The sequence below is a fragment of the Pseudomonas sp. ADAK18 genome (genome assembly GCF_012935695.1).
GTDB lineage: Bacteria > Pseudomonadota > Gammaproteobacteria > Pseudomonadales > Pseudomonadaceae > Aquipseudomonas.
This window is the reverse complement of sequence record NZ_CP052859.1, coordinates 237,365-260,831: the sequence shown is the minus strand read 5'-3', so window position 1 is coordinate 260,831 and position 23,467 is coordinate 237,365. Positions and strand designations below refer to the sequence as shown.

26 protein-coding genes, 1 tRNA gene and 1 pseudogene are annotated in these 23,467 nt (G+C 57.3%); 23 read left to right on the top strand and 5 right to left on the bottom strand.

The genetic code is table 11. The annotated features are described in order from the left end of the window. Positions 1-149 precede the first annotated feature (149 nt). From HKK55_RS01160 to HKK55_RS01140, 5 genes and pseudogenes are all read left to right on the top strand, one after another. Positions 150-698: pseudogene (locus HKK55_RS01160) on the top strand (YbgA family protein); the annotation flags it as partial. Positions 699-701: 3 nt separating this feature from the next. Continuing rightward, positions 702-1,637: a MerR family transcriptional regulator gene (locus HKK55_RS01155; protein WP_169352982.1), complete on the top strand. Its 936-nt coding sequence runs from the start codon at positions 702-704 to the stop codon at positions 1,635-1,637. A gap of 3 nt (positions 1,638-1,640) precedes the next feature. After that, positions 1,641-3,077 carry a deoxyribodipyrimidine photo-lyase gene (phrB, locus tag HKK55_RS01150; RefSeq protein ID WP_169352981.1) on the top strand — a complete coding sequence of 479 codons (1,437 nt, stop codon included), beginning with the start codon at positions 1,641-1,643 and terminating at the stop codon, positions 3,075-3,077. Next, on the top strand, positions 3,074-3,844 hold the full coding sequence (locus HKK55_RS01145; RefSeq protein ID WP_169352980.1) for an SDR family oxidoreductase: 771 nt from the start codon (positions 3,074-3,076) through the stop codon (positions 3,842-3,844). The genes phrB and HKK55_RS01145 overlap by 4 nt, the downstream gene beginning before the upstream one ends. A gap of 137 nt (positions 3,845-3,981) precedes the next feature. Further along, complete coding sequence (locus HKK55_RS01140; RefSeq protein WP_169352979.1) at positions 3,982-4,287, top strand: YkgJ family cysteine cluster protein; 306 nt, start codon at positions 3,982-3,984, stop codon at positions 4,285-4,287. 33 nt (positions 4,288-4,320) lie between these two features. Here the strand turns inward: HKK55_RS01140 and murI are convergent, their stop codons facing one another. From murI to hemA, 5 genes are read right to left on the bottom strand one after another with little or no spacing between them, the layout of a single operon-like run. Further along, complete coding sequence (murI, locus tag HKK55_RS01135) at positions 4,321-5,115, bottom strand: glutamate racemase (protein ID WP_169357758.1); 795 nt, start codon at positions 5,113-5,115, stop codon at positions 4,321-4,323. After that, entirely contained in the window at positions 5,108-5,863 is a 756-nt protein-coding gene (locus HKK55_RS01130; RefSeq protein ID WP_169352978.1) for a molybdopterin-synthase adenylyltransferase MoeB, read from the bottom strand. Before HKK55_RS01130 ends, murI begins: the two co-directional genes overlap by 8 nt. Further along, on the bottom strand, positions 5,857-6,687 hold the full coding sequence (prmC, locus tag HKK55_RS01125; protein WP_169352977.1) for a peptide chain release factor N(5)-glutamine methyltransferase: 831 nt from the start codon (positions 6,685-6,687) through the stop codon (positions 5,857-5,859). Before prmC ends, HKK55_RS01130 begins: the two co-directional genes overlap by 7 nt. Next, on the bottom strand, positions 6,688-7,770 hold the full coding sequence (prfA, locus tag HKK55_RS01120; RefSeq protein ID WP_169352976.1) for a peptide chain release factor 1: 1,083 nt from the start codon (positions 7,768-7,770) through the stop codon (positions 6,688-6,690). It lies immediately after the preceding gene. Next, on the bottom strand, positions 7,767-9,056 hold the full coding sequence (gene hemA / locus HKK55_RS01115; RefSeq protein ID WP_169352975.1) for a glutamyl-tRNA reductase: 1,290 nt from the start codon (positions 9,054-9,056) through the stop codon (positions 7,767-7,769). Before hemA ends, prfA begins: the two co-directional genes overlap by 4 nt. Before the next feature lie 182 nt (positions 9,057-9,238). Between hemA and HKK55_RS01110 the strand changes: the two genes are divergently transcribed. From HKK55_RS01110 to hrpT, 18 genes are all read left to right on the top strand, one after another. Continuing rightward, positions 9,239-10,963 (top strand): tetratricopeptide repeat protein, encoded by a 1,725-nt coding sequence (locus tag HKK55_RS01110; RefSeq protein WP_169352974.1) that lies wholly within the window; start codon positions 9,239-9,241, stop codon positions 10,961-10,963. Between the two features lie 4 nt (positions 10,964-10,967). Beyond that, the gene (gene lolB / locus HKK55_RS01105) at positions 10,968-11,585 is read left to right on the top strand and encodes a lipoprotein insertase outer membrane protein LolB (protein ID WP_155581845.1); all 618 of its coding nucleotides are present in this window, start codon (positions 10,968-10,970) and stop codon (positions 11,583-11,585) included. Between the two features lies 1 nt (position 11,586). Then, entirely contained in the window at positions 11,587-12,438 is an 852-nt protein-coding gene (gene ispE, locus HKK55_RS01100; protein WP_169352973.1) for a 4-(cytidine 5'-diphospho)-2-C-methyl-D-erythritol kinase, read from the top strand. A 37-nt stretch (positions 12,439-12,475) separates the two neighbouring features. Further along, positions 12,476-12,550, top strand: a tRNA-Gln gene (locus HKK55_RS01095). A 45-nt stretch (positions 12,551-12,595) separates the two neighbouring features. Continuing rightward, positions 12,596-13,537 carry a ribose-phosphate pyrophosphokinase gene (locus HKK55_RS01090; protein ID WP_003208392.1) on the top strand — a complete coding sequence of 314 codons (942 nt, stop codon included), beginning with the start codon at positions 12,596-12,598 and terminating at the stop codon, positions 13,535-13,537. A 138-nt stretch (positions 13,538-13,675) separates the two neighbouring features. Then, positions 13,676-14,275, top strand: coding sequence for a 50S ribosomal protein L25/general stress protein Ctc (locus HKK55_RS01085; protein WP_155581847.1), 600 nt, complete (start codon positions 13,676-13,678; stop codon positions 14,273-14,275). 168 nt (positions 14,276-14,443) lie between these two features. Then, positions 14,444-15,028 carry an aminoacyl-tRNA hydrolase gene (gene pth, locus HKK55_RS01080; protein WP_169352972.1) on the top strand — a complete coding sequence of 195 codons (585 nt, stop codon included), beginning with the start codon at positions 14,444-14,446 and terminating at the stop codon, positions 15,026-15,028. 23 nt (positions 15,029-15,051) lie between these two features. Then, positions 15,052-16,152 carry a redox-regulated ATPase YchF gene (gene ychF / locus HKK55_RS01075; RefSeq protein ID WP_169352971.1) on the top strand — a complete coding sequence of 367 codons (1,101 nt, stop codon included), beginning with the start codon at positions 15,052-15,054 and terminating at the stop codon, positions 16,150-16,152. 409 nt (positions 16,153-16,561) lie between these two features. Next, positions 16,562-17,494 (top strand): sigma 54-interacting transcriptional regulator, encoded by a 933-nt coding sequence (locus HKK55_RS01070; protein WP_169352970.1) that lies wholly within the window; start codon positions 16,562-16,564, stop codon positions 17,492-17,494. Positions 17,495-17,791: 297 nt separating this feature from the next. Next, complete coding sequence (locus HKK55_RS01065) at positions 17,792-17,968, top strand: hypothetical protein (protein ID WP_169352969.1); 177 nt, start codon at positions 17,792-17,794, stop codon at positions 17,966-17,968. A 106-nt stretch (positions 17,969-18,074) separates the two neighbouring features. Further along, positions 18,075-18,437, top strand: a complete 363-nt coding sequence (locus HKK55_RS01060) for a hypothetical protein (protein WP_169352968.1) — start codon at positions 18,075-18,077, stop codon at positions 18,435-18,437. 7 nt (positions 18,438-18,444) lie between these two features. Next, positions 18,445-19,251, top strand: a complete 807-nt coding sequence (gene sctJ / locus HKK55_RS01055) for a type III secretion system inner membrane ring lipoprotein SctJ (RefSeq protein WP_169352967.1) — start codon at positions 18,445-18,447, stop codon at positions 19,249-19,251. 211 nt (positions 19,252-19,462) lie between these two features. After that, positions 19,463-19,783 (top strand): type III secretion protein, encoded by a 321-nt coding sequence (locus tag HKK55_RS01050; RefSeq protein ID WP_169352966.1) that lies wholly within the window; start codon positions 19,463-19,465, stop codon positions 19,781-19,783. 19 nt (positions 19,784-19,802) lie between these two features. Continuing rightward, on the top strand, positions 19,803-20,390 hold the full coding sequence (sctL, locus tag HKK55_RS01045; RefSeq protein WP_169357757.1) for a type III secretion system stator protein SctL: 588 nt from the start codon (positions 19,803-19,805) through the stop codon (positions 20,388-20,390). A gap of 107 nt (positions 20,391-20,497) precedes the next feature. Then, positions 20,498-20,716: a hypothetical protein gene (locus HKK55_RS01040; protein ID WP_169352965.1), complete on the top strand. Its 219-nt coding sequence runs from the start codon at positions 20,498-20,500 to the stop codon at positions 20,714-20,716. After that, complete coding sequence (locus tag HKK55_RS01035; RefSeq protein WP_169352964.1) at positions 20,717-21,109, top strand: type III secretion protein; 393 nt, start codon at positions 20,717-20,719, stop codon at positions 21,107-21,109. A gap of 14 nt (positions 21,110-21,123) precedes the next feature. Further along, positions 21,124-23,265 carry a type III secretion system outer membrane ring subunit SctC gene (gene sctC / locus HKK55_RS01030; RefSeq protein WP_169352963.1) on the top strand — a complete coding sequence of 714 codons (2,142 nt, stop codon included), beginning with the start codon at positions 21,124-21,126 and terminating at the stop codon, positions 23,263-23,265. Continuing rightward, positions 23,262-23,465 (top strand): HrpT family type III secretion system protein, encoded by a 204-nt coding sequence (hrpT, locus tag HKK55_RS01025; RefSeq protein ID WP_169352962.1) that lies wholly within the window; start codon positions 23,262-23,264, stop codon positions 23,463-23,465. Before sctC ends, hrpT begins: the two co-directional genes overlap by 4 nt. The last annotated feature ends 2 nt before the right edge of the window (positions 23,466-23,467 follow it).

Below are 23,467 nucleotides of genomic sequence, written 5' to 3'. Positions count from 1 at the left end.
CAGAATATTTGACTTGTACAGCATCAAACCTATGATGAGGTTTAGTTGTACAAAAATATGGATCTGTACAGGAATTTTGTAGAGGTTTGGCCATGTCCAGCACCCCGTCCGTCACCCGCAAACCAAACATCGCCAGCAGTGCCTGCCCGTTTTGCGTCCGCCACCCGAATCTGGCGGCGCAAGAAGAGACTCGGCCCAATGACCCCATGCTTCAGGAAAACTTTCTGACCCGGTCTTTCATCTATTCCTCCTGGCAACAACTGCTCACCGAAGGCCTGACTCGCCATCGCCTGCTGGAATTCCACGCGCGCTACAAATACCTGCTGATGGCCCACAGCCCGGCTCACTACAAAAGCCTGGGCAACCTGCTGGGCAGCATGACCAAGGGTGACGACCTCGACCTGCTGGCCGCCAGCTATTTCAGCGAACTGATGACCGCCCTGAAAAAAAGCGCCACCCGTGGCACCCACACCAACGTGCTGCAACACATCAGCGGTTACCTCAAGCAGGCCATCAGCGCCGAAGACAAACAGGAAATGCAGACCGTCATCAGCCAATATCACCAAGGCGTCGTGCCGCTCGTGGTGCCGCTGACCCTGCTCAAACACCACTTTCGCCTACACCCGGACCGTTACATCGCGCAGCAGGCCTACCTGCAACCGCATCCGGAAAACCTCGGCCTGCGTAATGCGATTTAAACCATGAGTACTTCTGTGCAAGACGATATCGATGTCGGCAACGACTTCGCCCAAGCCCTGGAACAAGGCTGGTTGCCAATCCGCGAAGTGGCGCGCCAGACCGGCGTCAACGCCGTGACTTTGCGGGCCTGGGAGCGGCGCTACGGCCTGATCGTGCCCCAACGCACGCCCAAGGGGCACCGCCTGTTTAGCCTCGAACATGTGCAGCGCGTCCATTCCATCCTCACCTGGCTCAACCGTGGCGTACCGGTCAGCCAAGTTAAAAAACTGATCGACACCGCACCAACCAGCAACGACGAAACCCCAAGCGAATGGCACAGCCTGCGCCAGAACCTGCTGCAAGCCATCAGCGAACTGGCCGAACGTCGGGTCGACGCGGCCTTCAACCAAGCCATGGCACTGTATCCACCGCGCACCTTGTGCGAGCAACTGCTACTGCCGCTGCTCGAAGACCTTGAACAGCGCTGGCAGGGCCAATTTGGTGCACAAATGGAGCGGGTGTTTTTCCATTCCTGGTTGCGCAGCAAGTTCGGCGCACGGATCTATCACAACAATCGCCAGCTCAATGGCACGCCGCTGTTGCTGATCAACCAGTCAGACCTGCCCCTGGAGCCTCACCTGTGGCTCACCGCCTGGCTGGTCAGCAACGCCAACTGTCCGGTGGAGGTCTTCGACTGGCCATTGCCCGCCGGCGAACTAGCCTTGGCAGTGGAGCATTTGCAACCCCGTGGGGTGCTGCTGTATTCGAGCAAGGCGATCAACGTGCAGGCGTTAACAAAACTTCTGAGCGGCGTCAGTTGCCCAAAATTGATCGCCGGGCCAACGGTATCCATCCACCAGGCCGAGTTATCCGTATTAACCCATGAAATCCCTGATTTGCTCTTGGCCGAAAATCCCCTATCGGCTCATCAGACGCTGATCCAGCACGGACTCATATAAGTAATGAACAGGCAATTGATCTGGCTGCGCAGTGACCTGCGCCTACATGACAACACTGCCCTCGCCGCCGCTGCCCAGCGCGGCCCCACGGTGGCTGTTTACCTGATCACGCCCGGGCAATGGCTGGCCCACGACGATGCGCCGTGCAAGGTGGATTTCTGGTTGCGTAACCTGAGCAAGTTGAGCCGGGCGCTGGGGGATCTGAACGTTCCGTTGCTGATTCGTCATGCCGCCACCTGGGATCAGGCACCGCAAGCTTTGGCGCAGTTGTGCCGAGAACTGTCGATCGAGGCGGTCCACGTCAATGACGAATACGGCATCCATGAAAGCCGCCGCGATGCCGCCGTGGCCAGTGCGCTGGAGGCTGGGAACGTCAGTTTCCATCATTATCTGGATCAACTGCTGTTCCAGCCCGGCAGCGTCCTGACCAAGACCGGCACCTACTTTCAGGTCTTCAGTCAGTTCCGTAAGGTTTGCTACACACGCCTGCACGCAGCCCTGCCGCGCCTGGTGGAGACGCCCAAAGCTCAGGCGGCGCTGGCGGTGGAAAGCGACCTGATCCCCCAACACATCAGCGGCTTCGCCACGCCGGATGAAAGCTTGCGGGCCCTTTGGCCAGCAGGAGAAGACGAAGCCCGGCGTCGCCTTGAACAGTTTGCCGATGAGCAAATCAGTGACTACAAGAATGAGCGTGATTTCCCCGCCAAACCCGGCACCAGTCAGTTGTCGGCCTACCTGGCCGCTGGTGTCATCTCGCCGCGCCAGTGCCTGCATGCGGCCTTGCAAAGCAATCAGGGCGAATTCGAAAGCGGTGATATCGGCGCCATCACCTGGATCAACGAGCTGCTTTGGCGCGAGTTCTACAAGCACATTCTGGTGGGCTACCCACGGGTCTCCCGCCACCGGGCCTTTCGTCCAGAAACCGAAGCCGTCCCCTGGCGCAACGCTCCCGAGGACTTGGTCGCCTGGCAAGAAGCCCGCACCGGGTTGCCAATCATTGATGCAGCCATGCGCCAATTGCTCGAAACCGGCTGGATGCACAACCGCCTGCGCATGGTCGTGGCGATGTTCCTCACCAAGAACCTGTTGATCGACTGGCGTGAAGGCGAACGCTTTTTCATGCGCCACTTGATCGACGGTGATCTGGCAGCCAATAACGGTGGCTGGCAGTGGAGTTCCTCCACCGGCACCGACTCGGCACCGTACTTTCGGATTTTCAGCCCCTTGAGTCAGTCAGAAAAGTTTGACGGCGATGGGCGCTTCATCAAACACTGGCTACCTGAATTGTCGACACTAAGTAAAAAAGAAGTACACCATCCAGAAACAGCAGGCGACTTGTTTGGCGTCACCGATTACCCACGCCCCATTGTCGATCTGAAAAAATCCCGGGATCGCGCCCTCGCCGCCTTCCGCAGCCTGCCCTCTGGGAGAGTCGGATGAACCTTACGCCTGCACGCCGTTACTGGCTGACCGGTGCCAGCAACGGGATCGGCGCTGCGTTGGCCGAAGAACTGCTCAAAAGCGGCGCTCACGTAGCACTCAGCTCTCGCTTTCGGGAGCCACTGGAGCAATTTGCGCAACAGTATCCAGGTCAGGTACTGGTGATGGCGGGCGACCTGACCAACAGCCAGACCGTACGCGAAATCGGCGAGCAGATTGCCCAGGCCTGGGGGGCGCTGGATACCGTTATCCTCAACGCCGGCACCTGTGAATACGTGGACGCCAAGCAGTTCGACTCCTCGATCATCGAGTGCGTGGCGCGCACCAACCTGCTTGCCAGCAGTTACTGCATCGAAGCGGCATTGCCGCTATTGCGGCCCGGCCGAACACCCCATCTGGTGGGCATTGCCAGTGCTGTGACCTATTTGCCAATGCCCTTGACCGAATCCAAGGCCAGCCTGCGCCATCTGTTCGAATCCCTGCGCGCTGACCAGTCATCCAAAAATATGGATATCACCGTGGTCAGCCCGGGGTTTGTCGATACGCCACTGACCGAGGACAATGATTTCCCGATGCCCTTGAACTGGTCAGCCCACAAGGCTGCTCGGCATATTGTCGCCAAGCTGCAAGGTCGCCCATCAGAAATTGCTTTCCCGGCGCTGTCTCTAGCCGTCCTGTGGCCGTTGCCGACACTACCGGCCACTCCACAGCAGCCCCTCGACAAACATATGCTGCGCAACCCTCCGCCACGCAAGAATGACCTATAACAATTACGATTATCGGCAGCTGCATTACCAGGTTTACCCATGCGTGGTTGCATAGTGGTCACCCGATCAGTTGCATTGAATAACGCCCGTCAGACCTTTCACACGCACACACCCGCGTTGCCTTACACTGCGCGCCTATGACCAACATCCCCCACACCCAAATTGCCGAACCCGCCGTCACCTGCTCTAGCTGCGCCGCGTGCTGCTGCCAGCTGGAAGTCATGCTGATTACCGACACCGGCGTTCCCGATCGCTTTATCGACACTGACGATTGGGGCGGTGAAGTGATGCTGCGCCTGGACGACGGCTGGTGCGCGGCCCTGGATCGCAACACGATGATGTGCACTATTTATGAGAAACGGCCGCTGATCTGTCGGGAGTTCGAGATGGGCGCGCCGGAGTGCATCGAGGAACGTCAGGGGATTACCACGGTGTATCGCTGACGTTGAACACGGAGCTCGTTGGGGCTGGCCGTGTCACACGTCAAAACTTTGCACAACTCCAGACGATGTCCATAGTGTGTGCAGGATGCTTCTAAGGTGCTCGGTATCGCCACTGGTCCAGAACCGGGTGGCTTGAGGAGTGCCCTCGGCCAGTAATTCACGCTCGCCCAGCAGGCGCTGCAACTGACGCGCCACCGCGGCTCCGGTATCGATCAAGATGACCGTCGCCGGTAGCATCTGCGCCAGCAATGGCTTGAGGAAGGGGTAGTGTGTGCAGCCCAGGATGATGGTGTCACAACCGGCAGCGATCAGCGGGTCGACATAACCTTGTAGCAACAGGCGCAGGGCCGGACTGTCCAGGTCGCCGGTTTCGATCAACTCCACCAGACCCGGGCACGGCTGAGTAATGACCCGCACGTCGGTCGCGAAACGGTCGAGCAACGCCGCAAATTTGGCGCTTTGTAATGTGCCGGTAGTCGCCAGTACACCGACCACGCCGCTGCGGGTCGCTGCTGCGGCCGGTTTTACGGCGGGCTCCATACCCACCAGCGGCCAGTCGGGATAATCCCGGCGCAAATCAGCGACAGCAGCCACTGTCGCCGTATTACAGGCGATCACAAAAGCCTTGGCACCCTGTTCGCGGAAAAATCCGGCAACCCGCCGAGAACGTTCGCGGATGAACTCCGGGGTTTTCTCGCCGTAAGGGATGTGCCCGCCATCCGCCACATACAGCAAGGACTCATGAGGTAACAGCAGTTGGATTTCGGCCAGCACCGACAGGCCGCCAACACCGGAGTCGAATACTCCAATCGGCGCGTCCTTAACCATGGGCGGCGCCACACACGCTGCAGGCTGGGTCACGCTTGACCCGCAGCTCCCGAAAGCGAGTGGTCAAGGCATCGATCAACAACAAGCGCCCTACCAGTGGTTCACCGAAACCGACCAGCAGCTTCAATGCTTCCAGGGCTTGCAAACTGCCCACCAACCCCACCAGCGGGCCGACAACCCCGGCTTCGCTGCAGGTCAGTTCGGCTTCGCTGCCGTGCCCGTATAAACAGTGGTAGCAAGGGCTTTCGGGACGACGCGGGTCGAAGACCGAGAGTTGCCCTTCCAGACGAATCGCCGCGCCGCTGACCAAAGGTTTGCCGGCGGCGACACAGGCGGCATTCACCGCTTCGCGGGTGGAGAAGTTATCGCTGCAATCGAGGACCAGGTCCACCGCACCTACCGCCTGCGCCAGGGAATCGGCGTCCAGCGCGGTGCGATGGGCGACCAACAGGACCTCAGGGTTGATGGCCGTCAGTCGGCCCATGGCCGAGTCAACCTTGGCCAGGCCGACACTGTGAGTGTCATGGATGATCTGGCGCTGCAGGTTGGTCAGGTCGACGGTATCGAAGTCCGCCAGATGCAACTCGCCCACACCGGCCGCCGCCAGGTATAACGCCACCGGCGCGCCCAAGCCACCGAGGCCCACGATCAGCACGCGGCTGTTTTTCAGGCGCAACTGGCCTTCGATGTCGACATGCTGCAACAGAATCTGTCGGCTATAGCGCAACAGCTCCTGGTCATTCAGCATGGCCGGCGCCCCAGGCTGATCCGCTCATGGCCACCGAGATCGATGCGGCTGTGCACCTCCTCAAAGCCCTGGTTCAGCAGCAAGTCGCGCACGGCCAGGGCCTGGTCGTAACCGTGTTCCAGCAGCAACCAGCCACCGGCGTCGAGATGCACTGGAGCCTGGGCGATGATCAGGCGAAGGTCGTCCAATCCGTCATGGCCCGCCACCAATGCGCTGGCCGGTTCGAAACGCACATCGCCGGCCACCAGATGCGGATCGGTGTCAGCAATGTATGGCGGATTACTGATAATCAGGTTGTAAGTGTGGCCTTGCAGGGCGCTGAACCAATGACTGCTCAGTACCGTGGCGTTCTCCAGGTGCAAACGCTGGCGATTGCGCTCGGCCAGAGCTACGGCTTCCAGCACCCGGTCGACGGCAGTGACGTTCCACGCTGGGCGCTCGCTGGCCAGGGCCAGGGCAATCGCACCGCTGCCGGTGCCCAGGTCGAGGACCTTGGCGGGGGTGGCGGGCAGCAATTCCAGGGCGGCTTCCACCAGCATCTCGGTTTCCGGACGAGGGATCAACGTATGGGGCGCGACTTCCAGGTCCAGCTTCCAGAAACCCTGCTGGCCGAGAATATAGGCCACGGGCTCACCCGTGCGGCGCCGTTGCAGGTAATCGGCAAAGGTCAGCGCGTCTTCGCTGCTGACGATTTTCTCCGGCCAGGTGTGCAAGTAACTACGGGACTTGCCCAATGCGGCGGCCAACAGTAACTCCACATCCAGACGCGCAGTGGGCGAGTCCGGCAGGTCGGCGGCGCGTAACAGGCTGGCAATAATGGTCATTTATTCACCTATCGCCGCCAGTTGGTCGGCCTGGTACTCGGCCAGCAAGGGCTCGATCACTGCGTCAACGCCACCGGCGAGGATTTCATCCAGGGAGTACAGGGTCAGGTTGACCCGGTGGTCGGTGACCCGGCCCTGGGCAAAGTTGTAGGTACGGATGCGCTCGGAGCGATCGCCCGAGCCCACCAGCAGTTTGCGCTCGCTGGCAATCGCGTTGGCGGCGGCGCTGGTTTGCTGGTCGTTGAGCTTGGCCGACAGCCAGGACATCGCCCGCGCCCGGTTCTTGTGCTGGGAGCGTTCTTCCTGGCACTCCACCACAATGCCGGAGGGCAAGTGAGTGATGCGGATCGCCGAGTCGGTCTTGTTGACGTGCTGGCCACCCGCGCCCGATGAGCGATAGGTGTCGACCCGCAAGTCCGCTGGGTTGATCTCGATGGTTTCCTGCTCGTCCGGCTCGGGCAATACCGCCACGGTGCACGCCGAGGTATGGATACGGCCCTGGGATTCAGTGGCCGGCACCCGCTGCACGCGGTGCGCGCCAGACTCGAATTTCAGCTTGCCGTAGACATTGTCGCCTTCGACCCGCGCGATGACTTCTTTATAGCCGCCGTGCTCACCCTCGTTCTCCGAGAGAATCTCGACACGCCAGCCGCGCCGCTCGGCATACCGTGAATACATGCGGAACAGGTCGCCGGAAAAAATTGCCGCTTCGTCACCGCCGGTGCCGGCACGGATTTCCAGGAATACGTTGCGCCCGTCGTTGGGGTCCTTGGGCAGCAACATGCGTTGCAGGTCGCCTTCCAGTTCAACCAGCTTTTCCTTGGCTTCACGGACTTCTTCCACGGCCATTTCGCGCATGTCCGGGTCGCTGTCCTTGAGCAGCGCCTGGGCGCCGTCCAGATCGGCCTGAACCTTGAGCAGGTGTTTATAGGTGGCCACAATGGGTTCAACTTCCGCGTATTCCTTGGAATAGGTGCGGAACTTGTTTTGATCGGAGATGACTTCGCCATCGCCAAGCAAGGCGGTCAGTTCCTCGAAACGATCCTGGAGAATATCCAGCTTATTGAGCAGTGACGCTTTCATTGCGGTTTTTTATCCGAAGAGCTATCTGACGCGCCCTCACCGAGGGCAAAGAGTTCCTGGGCCATGGCCAGCGCATCGAGGCGGCCTTCGGCAGTCAGTTTTTTAAGCTGTACGCTCGGGGCATGCAGCAGTTTGTTAGTCAGGCCACGGGCCAGTTGCATCAGCACGTCTTCGGCGCTGCTGCCATTGGCAAGCATACGCTGGGCCTTGATCAATTCCTCATCCCGCAGGCGTTCGCCTTGTTGACGATAGGCCTTGAGCACATCCACCGCCGCCAATTCACGCAGACGCACCATGAAGTCATCGGCGCCGGTGCTGACCATTTCCTCGGCGGCCTGGGCTGCGCCCTGGCGGCTCTTGAGGTTTTCGGCGACCACTTCGTGCAGATCGTCGACGCTGTAGAGGTAAACGTCGTCCAACTCGCCGACTTCCGGTTCGATATCCCTGGGAACAGCGATGTCCACCATGAAGATCGGCTTGTGCTTGCGCAGTTTCAAGGCGCTTTCCACCGCACCTTTACCGAGAATCGGCAACTGGCTGGCGGTGGAACTGATGACGATGTCGCTACGCACCAGTTCTGCGGGAATGTCCGAAAGCAGCACCGCGTGGGCGCCGAACTGCTCGGCAAGGATACTGGCGCGCTCCAGGGTGCGGTTGGCAACAACGATCCGCTTGACCCCCAATTCATGCAAATGGCGGGCGACCAGGGTAATGGTTTCACCGGCGCCGATCAGCAGAGCCTGGCTGCGTTGCAGGTCACTGAAAATTTGTTTGGCCAGACTGACGGCGGCAAATGCCACGGACACCGGGTTTTCACCGATGGCCGTGTCGGTGCGCACCTGTTTGGCCGAGTTGAACGTGGCCTGGAACAGGCGTCCCAGCAACGGGCCGATGGTACCGGCCTCGCGGGCCACGGCGTAGGCCGATTTCATCTGACCAAGAATCTGCGGCTCACCCAATACCAGAGAGTCGAGCCCTGAGGCGACGCGCATCATGTGACGAACTGCCGCATCTTCTTCATGCACATAAGCGCTGGCACGCAGGTCATCGAGGTTCAAATGGTGGTAATCGGCCAGCCAGCGCAGCACCACATCCGCTGACAGATGTTCCTGCTCTATATAGAGCTCGCTGCGATTGCAGGTTGAAAGGATCGCAGCTTCGCGGCTGTCGGTGAGCCGGCAGAGCTGCTGCAAGGCCTCAACCAACTGCTCGGGCGTAAACGCCACGCGCTCGCGCACGTCTACGGAAGCAGTCTTGTGGTTAATACCGAGTGCAAGGAAGGCCATTCAATATCGCTGATGATGTCGAGAAGCCGACAATTGTCCTACTTCGTCTGATCCAGAACAACCACCGTAGTCTATTGTCCTAATGCCTTACGCCTATAAAGGCATCAATTGAGACTCGGTTATGTTTGGCCGAAGGCTTGTGTCATGATGATCCGACCGCAGGTTAGTCGTCCTCTTCCTATATGAATAGATCTTCCGCGTTGCTCCTTGCTTTTGTCTTCCTCAGCGGCTGCCAGGCCATGGCACCCGTGTCTCCGGACGATTCGTCGCCGGTCGAAGACAGCACTCCCGCCCCTGAAAAGCCCAAAGTTTATTCCTCGTTCAGTGAAGAGACGGTCTTCAGCTTGCTGAGTGCGGAGCTGGCTGGCCAGCGCAATCGTTTCGACATTGCCCTGGATAACTACGTGACCCAGGCCATCAACACTCAGGATCCAGGGATTTCCGAGCGGGCGTTTCGCATCGCCGAGTACCTGGGGGCCGATCAGGCGGCGCTGGATAGCTCGCTGATCTGGGCGAAAAACGCACCGGACGATCTTGAAGCCCAGCGGGCGGCGGCCATACAACTGGCCCGCGCCGGGCGCTATGACGACTCCATGGTCTATATGGAGAAAGTCCTGCAAGGCAAGGGCGATACTCATTTCGACTTCCTCGCACTGTCGGCGGCCGACACCGATCAGGACACCCGCAATGGCCTGATGAAAGGTTTCGACCGCCTGCTGCAAAAACACCCGAACAATGGCCAGCTGATTTTTGGCAAGGCCTTGTTGCTGCAACAAGATGATGAAGCACAAGCGGCCTTGACGCTGCTGGAGCAGAACCCGCCGGAAGACGGTGAAATCGCCCCGCTGCTGCTGCGCGCGCGACTGCTGCAGAACCTCAACCGTGGCAAAGAAGCTTTGCCGCTGCTGGAAAAAAACATCAAGAAGTACCCGGATGACAAGCGCCTGCGCCTGACCTACGCCCGCATGCTGGTTGAACAAGACCGCATGGAAGACGCCAAGGTGCAATTCGCCAATTTGGTCCAGCAATACCCGGACGATGACGAGCTGCGTTATTCCCTGGCACTGGTATGCCTGGAAGCCAAGGCCTGGGACGAGGCCAAGGGTTACCTTGAAGACCTGATTACCCGTGAAAGTCACGTCGACTCGGCGCACCTGAACCTGGGTCGCATTGCCGAGGAGCGCAATGACCCGCAAGGTGCGTTGGTCGAGTACGCCCAAGTCGGTCCCGGCAATGATTACTTGCCCGCCCAGTTGCGCCAAGCCGACATCCTGATGAGCAATGGCCGCACCGACGAAGCAGAAAAGCGTCTGGCTGCGGCCCGGGATGCCGAGCCGGACTACGCCATCCAGCTTTACCTGATCCAGGCCGAAACCCTGTCGGCCAACAAGCAGGGCGATCGTGCCTGGAAACTGTTGCAACAAGCGTTGCTGCAATACCCGGACGACTTGAACCTGCTGTACACCCGCGCCATGCAAGCGGAAAAACGCAATGACCTGGCGCAGATGGAAAAGGACCTGCGCCTGATCATCAAGCGCGACCCGGACAACGCCATGGCACTGAACGCCCTGGGCTACACCTTGTCCGACCGTACAACACGCTACGCCGAGGCCAAGACCCTGATCGAACAGGCCCACCAGCTCAACCCGGAAGACCCGGCCGTCCTCGACAGCCTGGGCTGGGTGAATTACCGCCTGGGTAACCTGGATGAAGCCGAGCGTCTGTTGCGCCAAGCCCTTGAGCGCTTTCCCGACCAGGAAGTCGCCGCTCACCTGGGCGAAGTGCTCTGGGCCCAAGGCAAACAACGCGAAGCCAAACAAATCTGGGGCAAGTTCCTCAAGGAACAACCCGACAGCCCTATCCTGCGCAGCACCATCAAGCGCCTGACCGGATCCGAGACCCTTTAAGCTTATGTTTTTGCGCCACGTTATCGTTTTCAGCTTTATCGCCCTGCTCGCCGGTTGCGCGGGCTTTGGCGCTCGCGAGTCCGTTGAAGGCCAGGGCAATCCGGCGCAATGGAAACAGCACAAGGACCAACTGAGTAGCCTCGACGGCTGGCAAATTGAAGGCAAGGTCGGTATTCGCGCCCCGAAGGACTCAGGCAGCGGCACCTTGTTCTGGCTGCAACGCCAGGACTATTACGACATTCGTCTCTCCGGGCCGTTGGGCCGTGGTGCCGCGCGCCTGACCGGCCGACCTGGGCAAGTGAGCCTGGAAGTGGCCAATCAGGGCCGCTATGAAGCGCCAACACCGGAAGCCCTGCTGGAAGAACAAATGGGCTGGAAGTTACCGGTCTCGCATTTGGTCTGGTGGGTTCGCGGCTTGCCTGCGCCTGACAGCAAGAGTCGCCTGAGCCTCAATGGCGACAGCCGCCTGGCATCGCTGGAACAGGACGGTTGGCAGGTCGAGTACTTGAGCTATGTGCAACAGAACGGTTATTGGCTGCCCGAGCGCATCAAGCTGCACGGCACCGACCTTGACGTCACGCTGGTGATCAAGGATTGGCAACCTCGCAAGCTGGGGCAATGAGATGACTGCGCAACGCCTGACCCTGCCCTCCCCGGCCAAACTCAATCTGATGTTGCATATCCTCGGTCGCCGTAAAGATGGCTATCACGAGCTGCAGACGCTGTTTCAATTTCTCGACTATGGCGATGAATTGACCTTCGCGGTTCGCGACGATGGCGTGATTCAACTGCACACAGAATTTGAAGGTGTGCCTCACGACAGCAATCTGATCGTGAAGGCTGCGAAAAAACTTCAGGAGCAATCCGGTTGCTCGCTGGGCATCGATATCTGGATCGACAAGATCCTGCCCATGGGCGGTGGAATCGGTGGCGGCAGCTCGAATGCCGCCACTACCCTGCTCGGCCTGAATCACTTGTGGCAGCTGGGCTGGGACGAGGATCGCCTGGCCACGCTGGGCCTGACACTGGGCGCCGACGTCCCGGTTTTCGTGCGTGGGCACGCGGCTTTTGCCGAGGGCGTGGGCGAAAAACTCACCCCTGTAGACCCCGAAGAGCCGTGGTATGTCGTGCTTGTTCCGCAAGTATCTGTAAGTACAGCAGAAATTTTTTCAGATCCACTGTTGACACGTAACTCTCCTCCCATTAAAGTGCGCCCCGTTCCCAAGGGAAACAGTCGAAATGACTGCTTACCGGTTGTAGCAAGGCGTTATCCAGAGGTACGTAACGCTTTGAATTTGTTAGGTAAATTTACCGAAGCAAAATTAACCGGCACTGGAAGTTGTGTGTTTGGGGGCTTCCCAAGCAAAGCTGAAGCTGATAAAGTCTCGGCCCTTCTGACAGAGACCCTTACAGGGTTTGTAGCAAAGGGAAGCAACGTTTCGATGTTGCATCGCAAGCTGCAAAGTCTGCTCTAAAAGGAACCGAGTACTGGGTACTCGTTGCAACAGATACAGGGGCGTCGCCAAGCGGTAAGGCAGCAGGTTTTGATCCTGCCATGCGTTGGTTCGAATCCAGCCGCCCCTGCCATTTTCTATACTCATCCAGGTTACCCTCAGCCTCTAGGTACTGCGCGTGTCCAAGATGATGGTCTTTACGGGGAATGCTAACCCCGATCTGGCTCGGCGTGTTGTACGTCAGCTGCATATCCCTCTCGGTGACATCTCTGTCGGTAAATTCTCCGACGGCGAAATTACCGCCGAGATCAATGAAAACGTCCGCGGTAAAGACGTCTTCATTATTCAGCCGACTTGCGCTCCGACCAACGATAACCTGATGGAACTCGTCGTGATGGCTGATGCCTTCCGCCGCTCCTCAGCGACTCGAATCACAGCTGTAATCCCTTACTTTGGTTATGCCCGTCAGGATCGCCGTCCGCGTTCCGCACGTGTAGCTATCAGCGCGAAAGTCGTTGCTGACATGCTGACCGTGGTAGGTATCGATCGTGTTCTCACGGTTGACCTGCACGCTGACCAAATCCAGGGGTTCTTCGATATTCCAGTAGATAACATCTACGGCTCCCCCGTTCTGGTGGATGACATTGAAGATCAGCGCTTTGAAAACCTGATGATCGTGTCCCCGGACATTGGTGGCGTCGTGCGTGCACGGGCTGTTGCCAAATCCCTGGGTGTTGATCTCGGGATCATCGACAAACGCCGTGAGAAAGCCAATCACTCTGAAGTGATGCATATCATCGGTGATGTCGAAGGGCGCACCTGTATTCTGGTTGATGACATGGTCGACACCGCCGGCACCCTGTGCCACGCGGCGAAAGCCCTGAAAGAGCACGGTGCAGCAAAAGTCTTCGCCTACTGCACACACCCTGTGCTGTCAGGCCGAGCGATCGAGAACATCGAGAACTCAATGCTGGACGAACTGGTGGTGACCAACACCATCCCGTTGTCCGCTGCTGCTCAAGCCTGTTCGCGTATCCGTCAACTGGATATCGCACCGGTAGTTGCCGAAGCGGTTCGCCGCATCAGCAATGAAGAATCGATCAGCGCGATGTTCCGCTAAGGGTCAAACCTTCGGAGCATCTCACTGACGAAAAGCGCCCCGCCCCAGCATTCTGTTGGGGCGGGGCTTTTTTGCCCATATCGCCTTTAGCGCTGGTCGCAAACGCTGGGGCGAATGTGGTTATTTTGGAGATACAACATGAACGATTTTACTTTGAATGCTGAACTGCGTTCCGACCTGGGGAAAGGTGCGAGCCGCCGCCTGCGTCGTCTCGCTAGCCTGGTTCCAGCTGTAGTTTACGGTGGCGAAAAAGCCCCTGAATCCATCAGCATGCTGGCCAAGGAAATCGCCAAACTGCTCGAAAACGAAGCGGCTTACAGCCACATCATCGAGCTGAACGTTGGTGGTTCCAAGCAGAACGTCATCATCAAGGCACTGCAACGTCACCCAGCTAAAGGCCACGTGCTGCACGCTGACTTCGTACGCGTAGTCGCCGGTCAGAAACTGACCGCTATCGTGCCTGTGCACTTCGTTGGCGAAGCGGCTCCGATCAAGAAAGGCGGCGAAGTTTCGCACGTTGTTGCCGAGATCGAAGTAACCTGCCTGCCGAAGGACCTGCCTGAGTTCATCGAAGTCGACCTGAGCAACGCTGAAGTCGGTTCGATCATTCACTTGTCCGACCTCAAAGCGCCTAAAGGCGTTGAGTTTGTTGCTCTGGCTCACGGTGATGACAAGGCTGTTGCCAACGTCCACGCTCCACGTGTTGCTCCAGAAGCTGAAGAAGGCGCTGCAGAGTAATTCACTCTGTAATGCCGGAGCTTGAGGAAACATCGCGGACCGGAACGTAGCGAGAAAGCGGGCGACAACGCGAAGTTTATCTCTGGATAAGTTAGCTCTTGTCGTCCACTTTCGCCGCACCCAGGTTGCGGCGATGTTATCCACAACTCCAAAGGAAGGGCCCCTGTCGTGACTGCCATTAAACTGATCGTTGGCCTGGGAAATCCAGGCGCCGAATACGAACAGACCCGGCATAACGCGGGGGCCCTTTTTGTTGAGCGTATCGCCCACGCCCAAGGCGTCAATCTTGTGGCCGATCGCAAATATTTTGGCCTGACCGGACGCTTCTTGCATCAGGGTCAGGATGTTCGTCTACTGATTCCCACCACCTACATGAACCGCAGCGGCCAGGCTGTCGCGGCGCTTGCGGGCTTCTTCCGGATCAAACCCGAAGAAATTCTGGTGGCCCATGACGAACTGGACCTGCCACCCGGCGTTGCCAAGCTCAAGCAAGGCGGCGGGCATGGCGGTCATAATGGCCTGCGGGACATCATCGCGCAGTTGGGCAATCAGAATACGTTTTACCGCCTGAGGCTTGGCATTGGTCACCCGGGCGTTGCCAGTATGGTTTCAAATTTCGTCCTGGGTCGTGCGCCACGCGCCGAACAGGAAAAACTCGATGCCAGCATCGATTTTGCCCTCGGCGTGCTGCCGGATATCTTCGCCGGTGAATGGAACCGTGCGATGAAAAACCTGCACAGCCAGAAGGCCTGACTCTTTACCCGAGGGGAAACACCATGGGATTCAATTGCGGCATCGTCGGCCTACCTAACGTCGGCAAGTCCACCCTGTTCAACGCCCTGACCAAGTCCGGTATTGCGGCGGAGAACTTCCCCTTCTGCACCATCGAACCGAACACCGGTATCGTGCCAATGCCAGACCCACGTCTGGAGGCACTGGCGGCCATCGTCAATCCCAAGCGCATCCTGCCAACCACCATGGAGTTCGTCGACATCGCAGGCCTGGTGGCTGGTGCGTCGAAAGGTGAAGGCCTGGGCAACAAATTCCTCGCCAACATCCGCGAGACCGATGCCATCGCCCACGTGGTCCGCTGCTTCGAAGACGAGAACGTGATTCACGTCTCCAACAGCGTCGACCCGAAACGCGACATCGAGATCATCGACCTGGAACTGATCTTCGCTGACCTGGACAGCTGCGAGAAGCAACTGCAAAAGGTCACGCGCAACGCCAAGGGCGGCGACAAAGACGCAGTAGTCCAGAAAGCCTTGCTTGAGCAGTTGATCGCTCACTTCACCTTGGGTAAGCCGGCACGCAGCCTGATGAAGAGCATGAGCACCGACGAAAAAGCGGTGATCAAGGGCTTCCACCTGCTGACCACTAAGCCGGTGATGTACATCGCCAACGTGGCTGAAGACGGTTTCGAAAACAACCCGTTGCTCGACGTGGTCATGGCCATTGCCGAAGAAGAAGGCGCGATGGTCGTACCGGTCTGCAACAAGATCGAAGCGGAAATCGCCGAGCTGGAAGACGGCGAAGAGAAAGACATGTTCCTCGAGGCCCTGGGCCTGGAAGAGCCAGGCCTGAACCGCGTGATCCGTGCGGGCTATGAAATGCTGCACCTGCAGACCTACTTCACCGCAGGTGTTGAAGAAGTCCGTGCCTGGACCGTCAAGGTCGGTGCTACCGCACCACAAGCCGCTGGCGTTATCCACACCGACTTCGAAAAAGGCTTTATCCGCGCCGAAGTCATCGCCTATAACGACTTCATTCAGTTCAAGGGTGAAGCTGGTACCAAGGAAGCCGGTAAATGGCGCCTGGAAGGCAAGGAATACATCGTCAAGGATGGCGACGTGATGCACTTCCGTTTTAACGTGTAAGCGCTACCTGCGGCCCACGCCGTAAAACAAAAAGCCGATGCATTGCATCGGCTTTTTTGTGGGCGATGTTTCTGTGTAATAACAATATTTGCACCATGAAATATCCACTAAAGTTTTATACTCACACCCATAAAAACACAAAACACATCTACTCATACGCAAACACGGCAAGCTTACGAAAATCGCGAACTCTTTAAGATTATTCCGACAGATAAAAAGACAATTACAAGTCGCAAGCACTTGAATATTTCTTAACACAATCAACTTAAACATTTCACACTTCACAAGTATCCACTTCGCACTCCTCAACACAATGACAAACCAGAGAAAGTCCGATCTACTTAACAATATTCAGAAGGACACCCATGTCCAGTAAAGTGCCGCGACACATAATAGGAGCAACAGCAATATGTCGGCGTCCTATCAGAACGAATTTGAAACGGATGATCCGCTCACTGAATGCCTGACCATTGAAAGCACCATCAACAACACAGCGGCATTGAACATCGATATCCTTTTGTTGGGGGAAACCGGTACCGGCAAAGATACCCTGGCTCAACGCGTCCATCGTTTGTCTGGCCGACGGGGAAATTTCGTTGCCGTCAACTGCGCCGCTATTCCGGAAACCCTTGCGGAAAGCCAGCTATTCGGTGTCAACAGCGGCGCCTATACCGGTGCGATGCAATCACGGGCAGGTTTTGTCGAGGCGGCTCACTTGGGGACGTTGTACCTTGACGAAATAGACAGCATGCCACTTACCCTGCAAGCCAAGCTGCTGCGGGTGCTGGAGTCCAGAGGCGTTGAACGCCTGGGCTCAACCCGGTTTATCCCGGTGGACATGCGCGTTATCGCGTCTGCCCAGCAGTCACTGCATGAAATGGTCGAGCAAGGAGCATTCAGGCGCGACCTGTATTTTCGCCTGAACGTAGTCAGCATCAAGCTTCCTCCCTTGCGCGAACGTCGGGAGCGGATTATTCCGTTGTTCCTGAATATGGTCGACCAAGAAGCCGAGCACTTTAAGCGCCCGGCTCCCCTGGCATCCAGCTCGCTGCTGCAACAGTTGCTGTGCCATCCCTGGCAAGGCAACGTCCGTGAACTGCGTTCGACAGCCAAGCGTTTTGTGTTGGACCTTCCGCTGCTTTCAGAGTCGATAATGGACCATCAAGATATCGAAATCGGCCTCAAGGAGCGGCTGCAGCAAATCGAGAAATCACTGATTGAAGAGTCGTTGCGCCGGCACCGGCGCAATGTGGATGTGGTGGCAGTTAAATTGGGGGTTGCCAAGCGCACGCTGTACTACAGGATGAAACAACTGGAAATATCACTGAGCGGTACCGATTGAACGCAGGACAGGGAGATCGCCAATACCAAGCACCGGGTTAGCGTACGCGAACAAGAAGCTCTTTCCAAAAAACGTTGAAGCATTATTAAGGTTTCTGGAACCGAACTCTTCATTTAACCACTCAAGGAAGGGCCACCTACATGATCATCAACGCTGTCGATCAAGCCTCAATGCAACGGTGATGCTATGTGTATTATTTAAACACCGGATAGGCAGCGATCGATCTATGTTTCTGGCTATACGTCGGCGTTTAAAAGCGCACACAACATGTAAATCAAGAAACCCAAAGGTGATGTTATGAGTTCTATTGGTTCTTCCAGCCCCTCTCGTTCTAGCGGTAGCGGTATTGGTGGCGGCGAAAACGCCGATCTTGACGCTGCGAAAAAAGCTGAAATGCGTCGACTAAAGAAAGAGGAGATTAAAAACGAAATAATGACAAAAGAACTAGAAAACATTAGCAAACTTAGATTTTAAACTATAGCTTCCTCTATTAAACATAGAGGAAGCTGCTTACCTTTCCCGCTATACAGAACATTCACAAACCAACAAGAACGTTCATAACGTCTTGCCGGAGGCCTACATGCGTGTGCTCGCTGATAGTTTCACAGACCGCCTGGTTCCACGAGCCGTTGAATCGCCGGGCGTTACTCCCGCTGCTTCCGACATGAATTTTTTTCAAGCCAGACTGGATGATACCGCTCCTTCCCCATGGAGCCAAAATGCCACAGTCGGTACGAATGCGTTATCCGAACAATCAGCTCACTTAACAAAGCTATCAAAACGTGCGACCAAAGGTTTGCGCGACCTGAGCATTAACAAAAAATCACAAGACATGCACGAAATTGCCAAGTCACTTTCAGACGCTCATCGAGAGTTGTCCATGTCAGTCAAGGTGATCAGCAAAACCGTGCAATGTTGCGAGAAAATAACCAACCTACAGTAGGTAAATCATGCTCCGCTGTATCACCACCCCGTTGGTTTTATCATTGGCATTGCTGCTCGGAGGCTGCGGTGAAAAAGTAGAACTCCATAGCCGACTGTCGGAACAAGAGGCTAATGAGGTTGTTGCAGAGCTTGCGGATAAACAAATCCGGGCCCAAAAAGTGCCGACCAAAGACGGCGTTATTGTGCGTGTTACCGCGACGGACATCAGCAGGGCGGTCCGAACGCTCGAAGCTGCCGGCCTGCCGAAATTAGCCCGGTCAACACTGGGTGATATATTTCGCAAAGAAGGCGTTATCTCCACACCACTGGAGGAACGTGCCCGTTACATCTATGCACTGTCTCAGGAGTTAGAGGCAACCTTGTCGAACATCGACGGGGTCATCGTCGCTCGAGTCCATGTCGTGCTCCCCGAACGGGTTGCACCGGGTGAACCCGTACAACCAGCATCAGCCTCGGTATTCATCAAACATGATCCGCGACTTGAGCCTGATAATATTCGGCCCCGAGTGCGCAGGATGGTGGCCAGTAGTATCCCCGGCATGGCAGCCGCTGTAGAAAATACTCAAAAGCTAACTGTAGTCTTTGTGCCTGCTGCGGCCTATCTGGAGCGACAGCGCCTGACCTATTTTGGTCCGTTCCTGGTTCAAGATAGCGATCTCGGTTTCTGGCGTATAAGTCTTACGCTATTGCTCATGCTATTAGCACTCGCAGGGGTTGGCGCGGTTCTCTGGCGCAAACGGGGGATACATCTGCAACAAAACTCATCTGCCGTATCGGCTCACGCACCACTAAATCCTTCCGCTCATGAGTAATCACCTGGAGTGGGTTCGATGGTGGGCCTGCCCGTGGGCGATGTCTGAGTGTGACTGGGAGGTCCTCGGCCCGTACGTCACATCGACCGATCTATGTCGCAGCCAGCATGAGCGCGTGAGCACCGCCTTAGCTATAAAGCCCTGCCTGCCACCTTCACCCTCCCCAGCCTTGCTGCATCTGGTACAGGCCTCCCCACGACAACGTGACCGCATGCTGACGCTGATCGGCAGTGTCTGCCAGGCTGTACGCGACAATTCACTGGAAGAGAATGAATACCTCTGGTGTCAGCGCCTTGCCAAAGCGCTCCCACCGGATTCATTGATGCTGAACATAGACGATCCGCTGCAGTACTTGCGCGCCTGGGTTGAGCCTGCCGTATGGCAACGCCTACGGATTGGCTTTGCGAATCAGCGAGTACTCGGCCTGGAGAAATACTCCAACCTGCCCGACAGTCATGGTCGGTTGAACACCCTGTGGCAAGCCGTCATCTGGCGAGCGACCGCCATGACGAACGATGGCGCGTGGCCCTAACCAAGAGAAAACAATCTGCATGTTATGCCGACACAAAATTGAGCTGACTAAAGGCCAAGGCCTGCCACAAACCCTGATCGCCCGAGAGACGCTGATTGACTGTGCTCAAGCGGGCACATTACTGACTAACGCCAAAGCCGAGGCGATTGAACTACTGCGCCAAGCCGAGGAGCAGTGCGCCACACTACACACAAATGCCAGCCGTGAGTTCTGGAAGCGCGCCAACGCTCAACTGCAACGCTGGGAGATTGAGCGCCAGACAATCTGCGACAACATTGAACCCATTGCCGCCTCCATCACAAGCCTGGCCATTCGTAGTCTGCTCGAGGAAACAGCCTCGCCCCAACGCCTAAGTGCCCTGCTCAAACAATTACTGGCCACCCAAGTCCCGCGAATCGAAGCCACACTCATCTGCAATCCACTGGACCGTAAAAACGTAGACCAGTGGCTGAACAAACACACCGGGCTCCCCTGGACCCTGCGCTCCGAGGAGAATATCGCACCTCAAATGCTCGTTCTGGAAACGGCCGAAGGTGGATTTCGTATCGACTGGGTCTCGATGGTGGAAACCTTATTGAATGCCGAGGAGGCAGGTTCAACGAAATAACGGGGATAGGCTGCGGTTCAGCGAGGATTGATTTTTAACGAAACACTCATGGAACTGGAATCACAAGTCGTGCCACACAGAACGTAACATCCTCTGGAGCAAAACCAATGAGCTTTGATCATCGCCTGCAAGCAGACCTCTATAGGAAACTGGAAAATTCGCAAAAACGCTTTGAAAAGATAGAACGAGACGGATTGGACGATGACGAAGCCATGGCAGCAATGAACGACGAAAAAATCTTCCTCGCTGCCACTTTATCGGCCAGTTCAACCTACACCAATTACATGAGTGAAACAGCCAAAACCGTTATCGAAGGCATACAGTGAGTGGACGAGTTATTAGGTCGTTGGTTGAGTAGCAACGAACCGCAGATCACGTTGTTTGAAGATGATGACGAAATCAAGGTGCAGCGCGACCAACAAATTTTGTTGATCAGCGCTCAACTAACTCACCATCGCGTAGACAAAAAGACCTTGGAGGCGTGGATGCGCCTTGGACAAGCAAGCCTGAGACATTTCCAGGGAGCCTTGGCGCAAGAAGCAATAAATGGCCATCTCTGGCTGCTTCAAAAACTCCCCAGTGATGGTGCCCTGACCCACTTGGTCACCAAACTCGAAACCCTGCTCAACCAGCGTGATACCTGGCGCGCCATGGCCGTACGCCTAGCCAGGCCCACCCAGAAACTCACGCCCACTTCGCTACGCTCGCTGCCGCACTAATCAGAGAACTCTCCATGTCTAACAAGATCGACAAGCACACCCGCTTGCCCCCCAACTCGCCTGCAGTCACCGTACAACGAGCCCGTTGGCGCTGCCTGATCCTCATGCCCTGGTTGCTGACCCCGTTGGAAAGCACCCTCGCCGCCGTCCCCACCGAATGGAAAAACACCGCCTATGCCTATGAAGCCGAGCATAAGCCCCTGCGGGATGTGCTGGAGGATTTCGCCCAGACCTTCGGTACCCAACTGCAAATCGATGGCCTTCTGGAAGGCAACGTCAACGGCAAGATACGCGCTAATACCCCACAGTCGCTGCTGGACAGGCTGGGCGTAGAGCACCGGTTCCAGTGGTATCTGTACAACAACACCCTGTACATCAGCACCCTGGACCAGCAAGAGTCCGCACGCCTGGAGGTTTCATCCGAAACCATCGCCGACCTCAAGCAGGCGCTGACCGATATTGGCCTGTTGGATAGCCGTTTCGGCTGGGGCGAGCTGTCCGAGGATGGTGTCGTGCTGGTGTCAGGTCCCAAGCGCTATATCGAACAGATCAAGCAGTTCAGCAGCCAGCGCAAATCTCCCGATGAAAAGCAGAGCGTGCTGACCTACCCACTGAAATTTGCCAACGCGGCGGACCGCCAGATTGATTATCGCGGCGAAAACCTAACCATCCCAGGCGTTGCCAGCATGTTGCGGGGGTTGCTGGAACCTCGCACGGCCTCAACGCTTTCGGGGATGAGCCAACGCCCCGTCGCCTCATCACAACCCTCCCCCATAACCTCAGCCTTTCCCCGTCTGAGCAATCCGATGCTGGGGCAAATGCTCGGCCAGGGGATGAACCCTGGGCAGTTGGACACCGGCCTTCCGCTCCCCCCGCGGGCACCGGTTTCCACAAGCAAAATCCGCGTCGAGGCCGACGTGCGCAACAATGCCGTGCTGATCTATGACCTGCCGGAACGCCAGGCGATGTACCGCGAGCTGATCGCCCAGCTCGACGTAGCGCGCAAGCTGGTAGAAATCGACGCGATCATCCTCGATATCGAACGCACTCAACTGCGCGAATTCGGGGTCAACTGGGGCTTTCAAAACAGCCGCTTCCGTGGCGGTGTGAACATGGCACCCGGCACCTCATCGCAACTGTCGATTGAACACCGCGACCGTTTCTATGCCGATGTACGGGCGTTGGAACAACGCGGCCTGGCCACTATGGTTTCCAACCCATCGGTGCTCACCCTGGAAAACCAACCCGCGGTGATTGATTTCAACCGCACCCAGTACCTGACAGCCGGAACAGAAAACGCAACGATTTTGCCGATTACCGTCGGCACCAGTTTCCAGGTAGTGCCCAGAGTGATCACCACCCGGGGCCAGCACCAGATCCATCTGGTGGTGGATATTGAGGACGGCAACTTCGACGAGTCCAACCCCGAGCGTATCGGCCCCGATGTACGCCGGGGCAAGGTCAGCACCCAGGCAGTGATGGCGGAAAAACGCTCGCTGGTGGTGGGTGGGTTCCATGTCACTGAAAGCACTGACAAGCAAAGCAAGATCCCCTTGCTGGGCGATATCCCGTTACTGGGCAAGGCCCTGTTCTCCTCCACCGAACGCCAGAACAATCGGCGCGAACGTCTGTTTATCCTGACTCCCCGCGTTATCGGTGATCAGGCAGACCCTTCACGTTACTTGCCGCAGGAAGATCAGGTGGAACTGCAGGCCGCACTCAAACCATTGGCCAGGCGTTATGCCGAACACCAACCGGTGGTCAAGCGCAGCGACATCACCAGCACCCTGGCTCACCTCGTCACCGGGCAAGTACCCAAGGCCTTCAAGGCTGCACCGATGCCACTGGGCCTGGACACCTTGTGCGCCACCCGAGACCTGTTGGCGCTGAACACCGAACGCAGCCAATGGTATGCCGGCCCGCAGTTCAACGTGGCCGTGGTGGTGCTGCGCAATCAATTCAACCGCAACGTGCGTATCGATGAAAAAGAATGCAGCAATTCGCAGACCCTGGCGGTCAGCGTTTGGCCGCGTGCCTGGCTCAAGCCGGGTGAAGAAGCCGAAGTCTTCATTGCCATGCGTCCGGTGATCAAAGATGAACACATCAGCGTGCCCCGTCCCTCCCTGCTCACTCCTGCCCGGAACAACGCCCAATGAACCATAGACTGTCCTGCATCACCCTGGTCGGCCTGGCCCTGCTCATTGTCGGTTGCACGCCAACGTGCAAGGGCGACTCCTGTTCTCGCCCGCAATCGGGCGCCGATAAGCTGGTGGTCTGGTGGCCACCGCAGATGCGCGCTGAACCCGGCCCGGCCGGGGAGCGGGCGGATTACCAGACAGTTTCACTGGAGCGATGAAG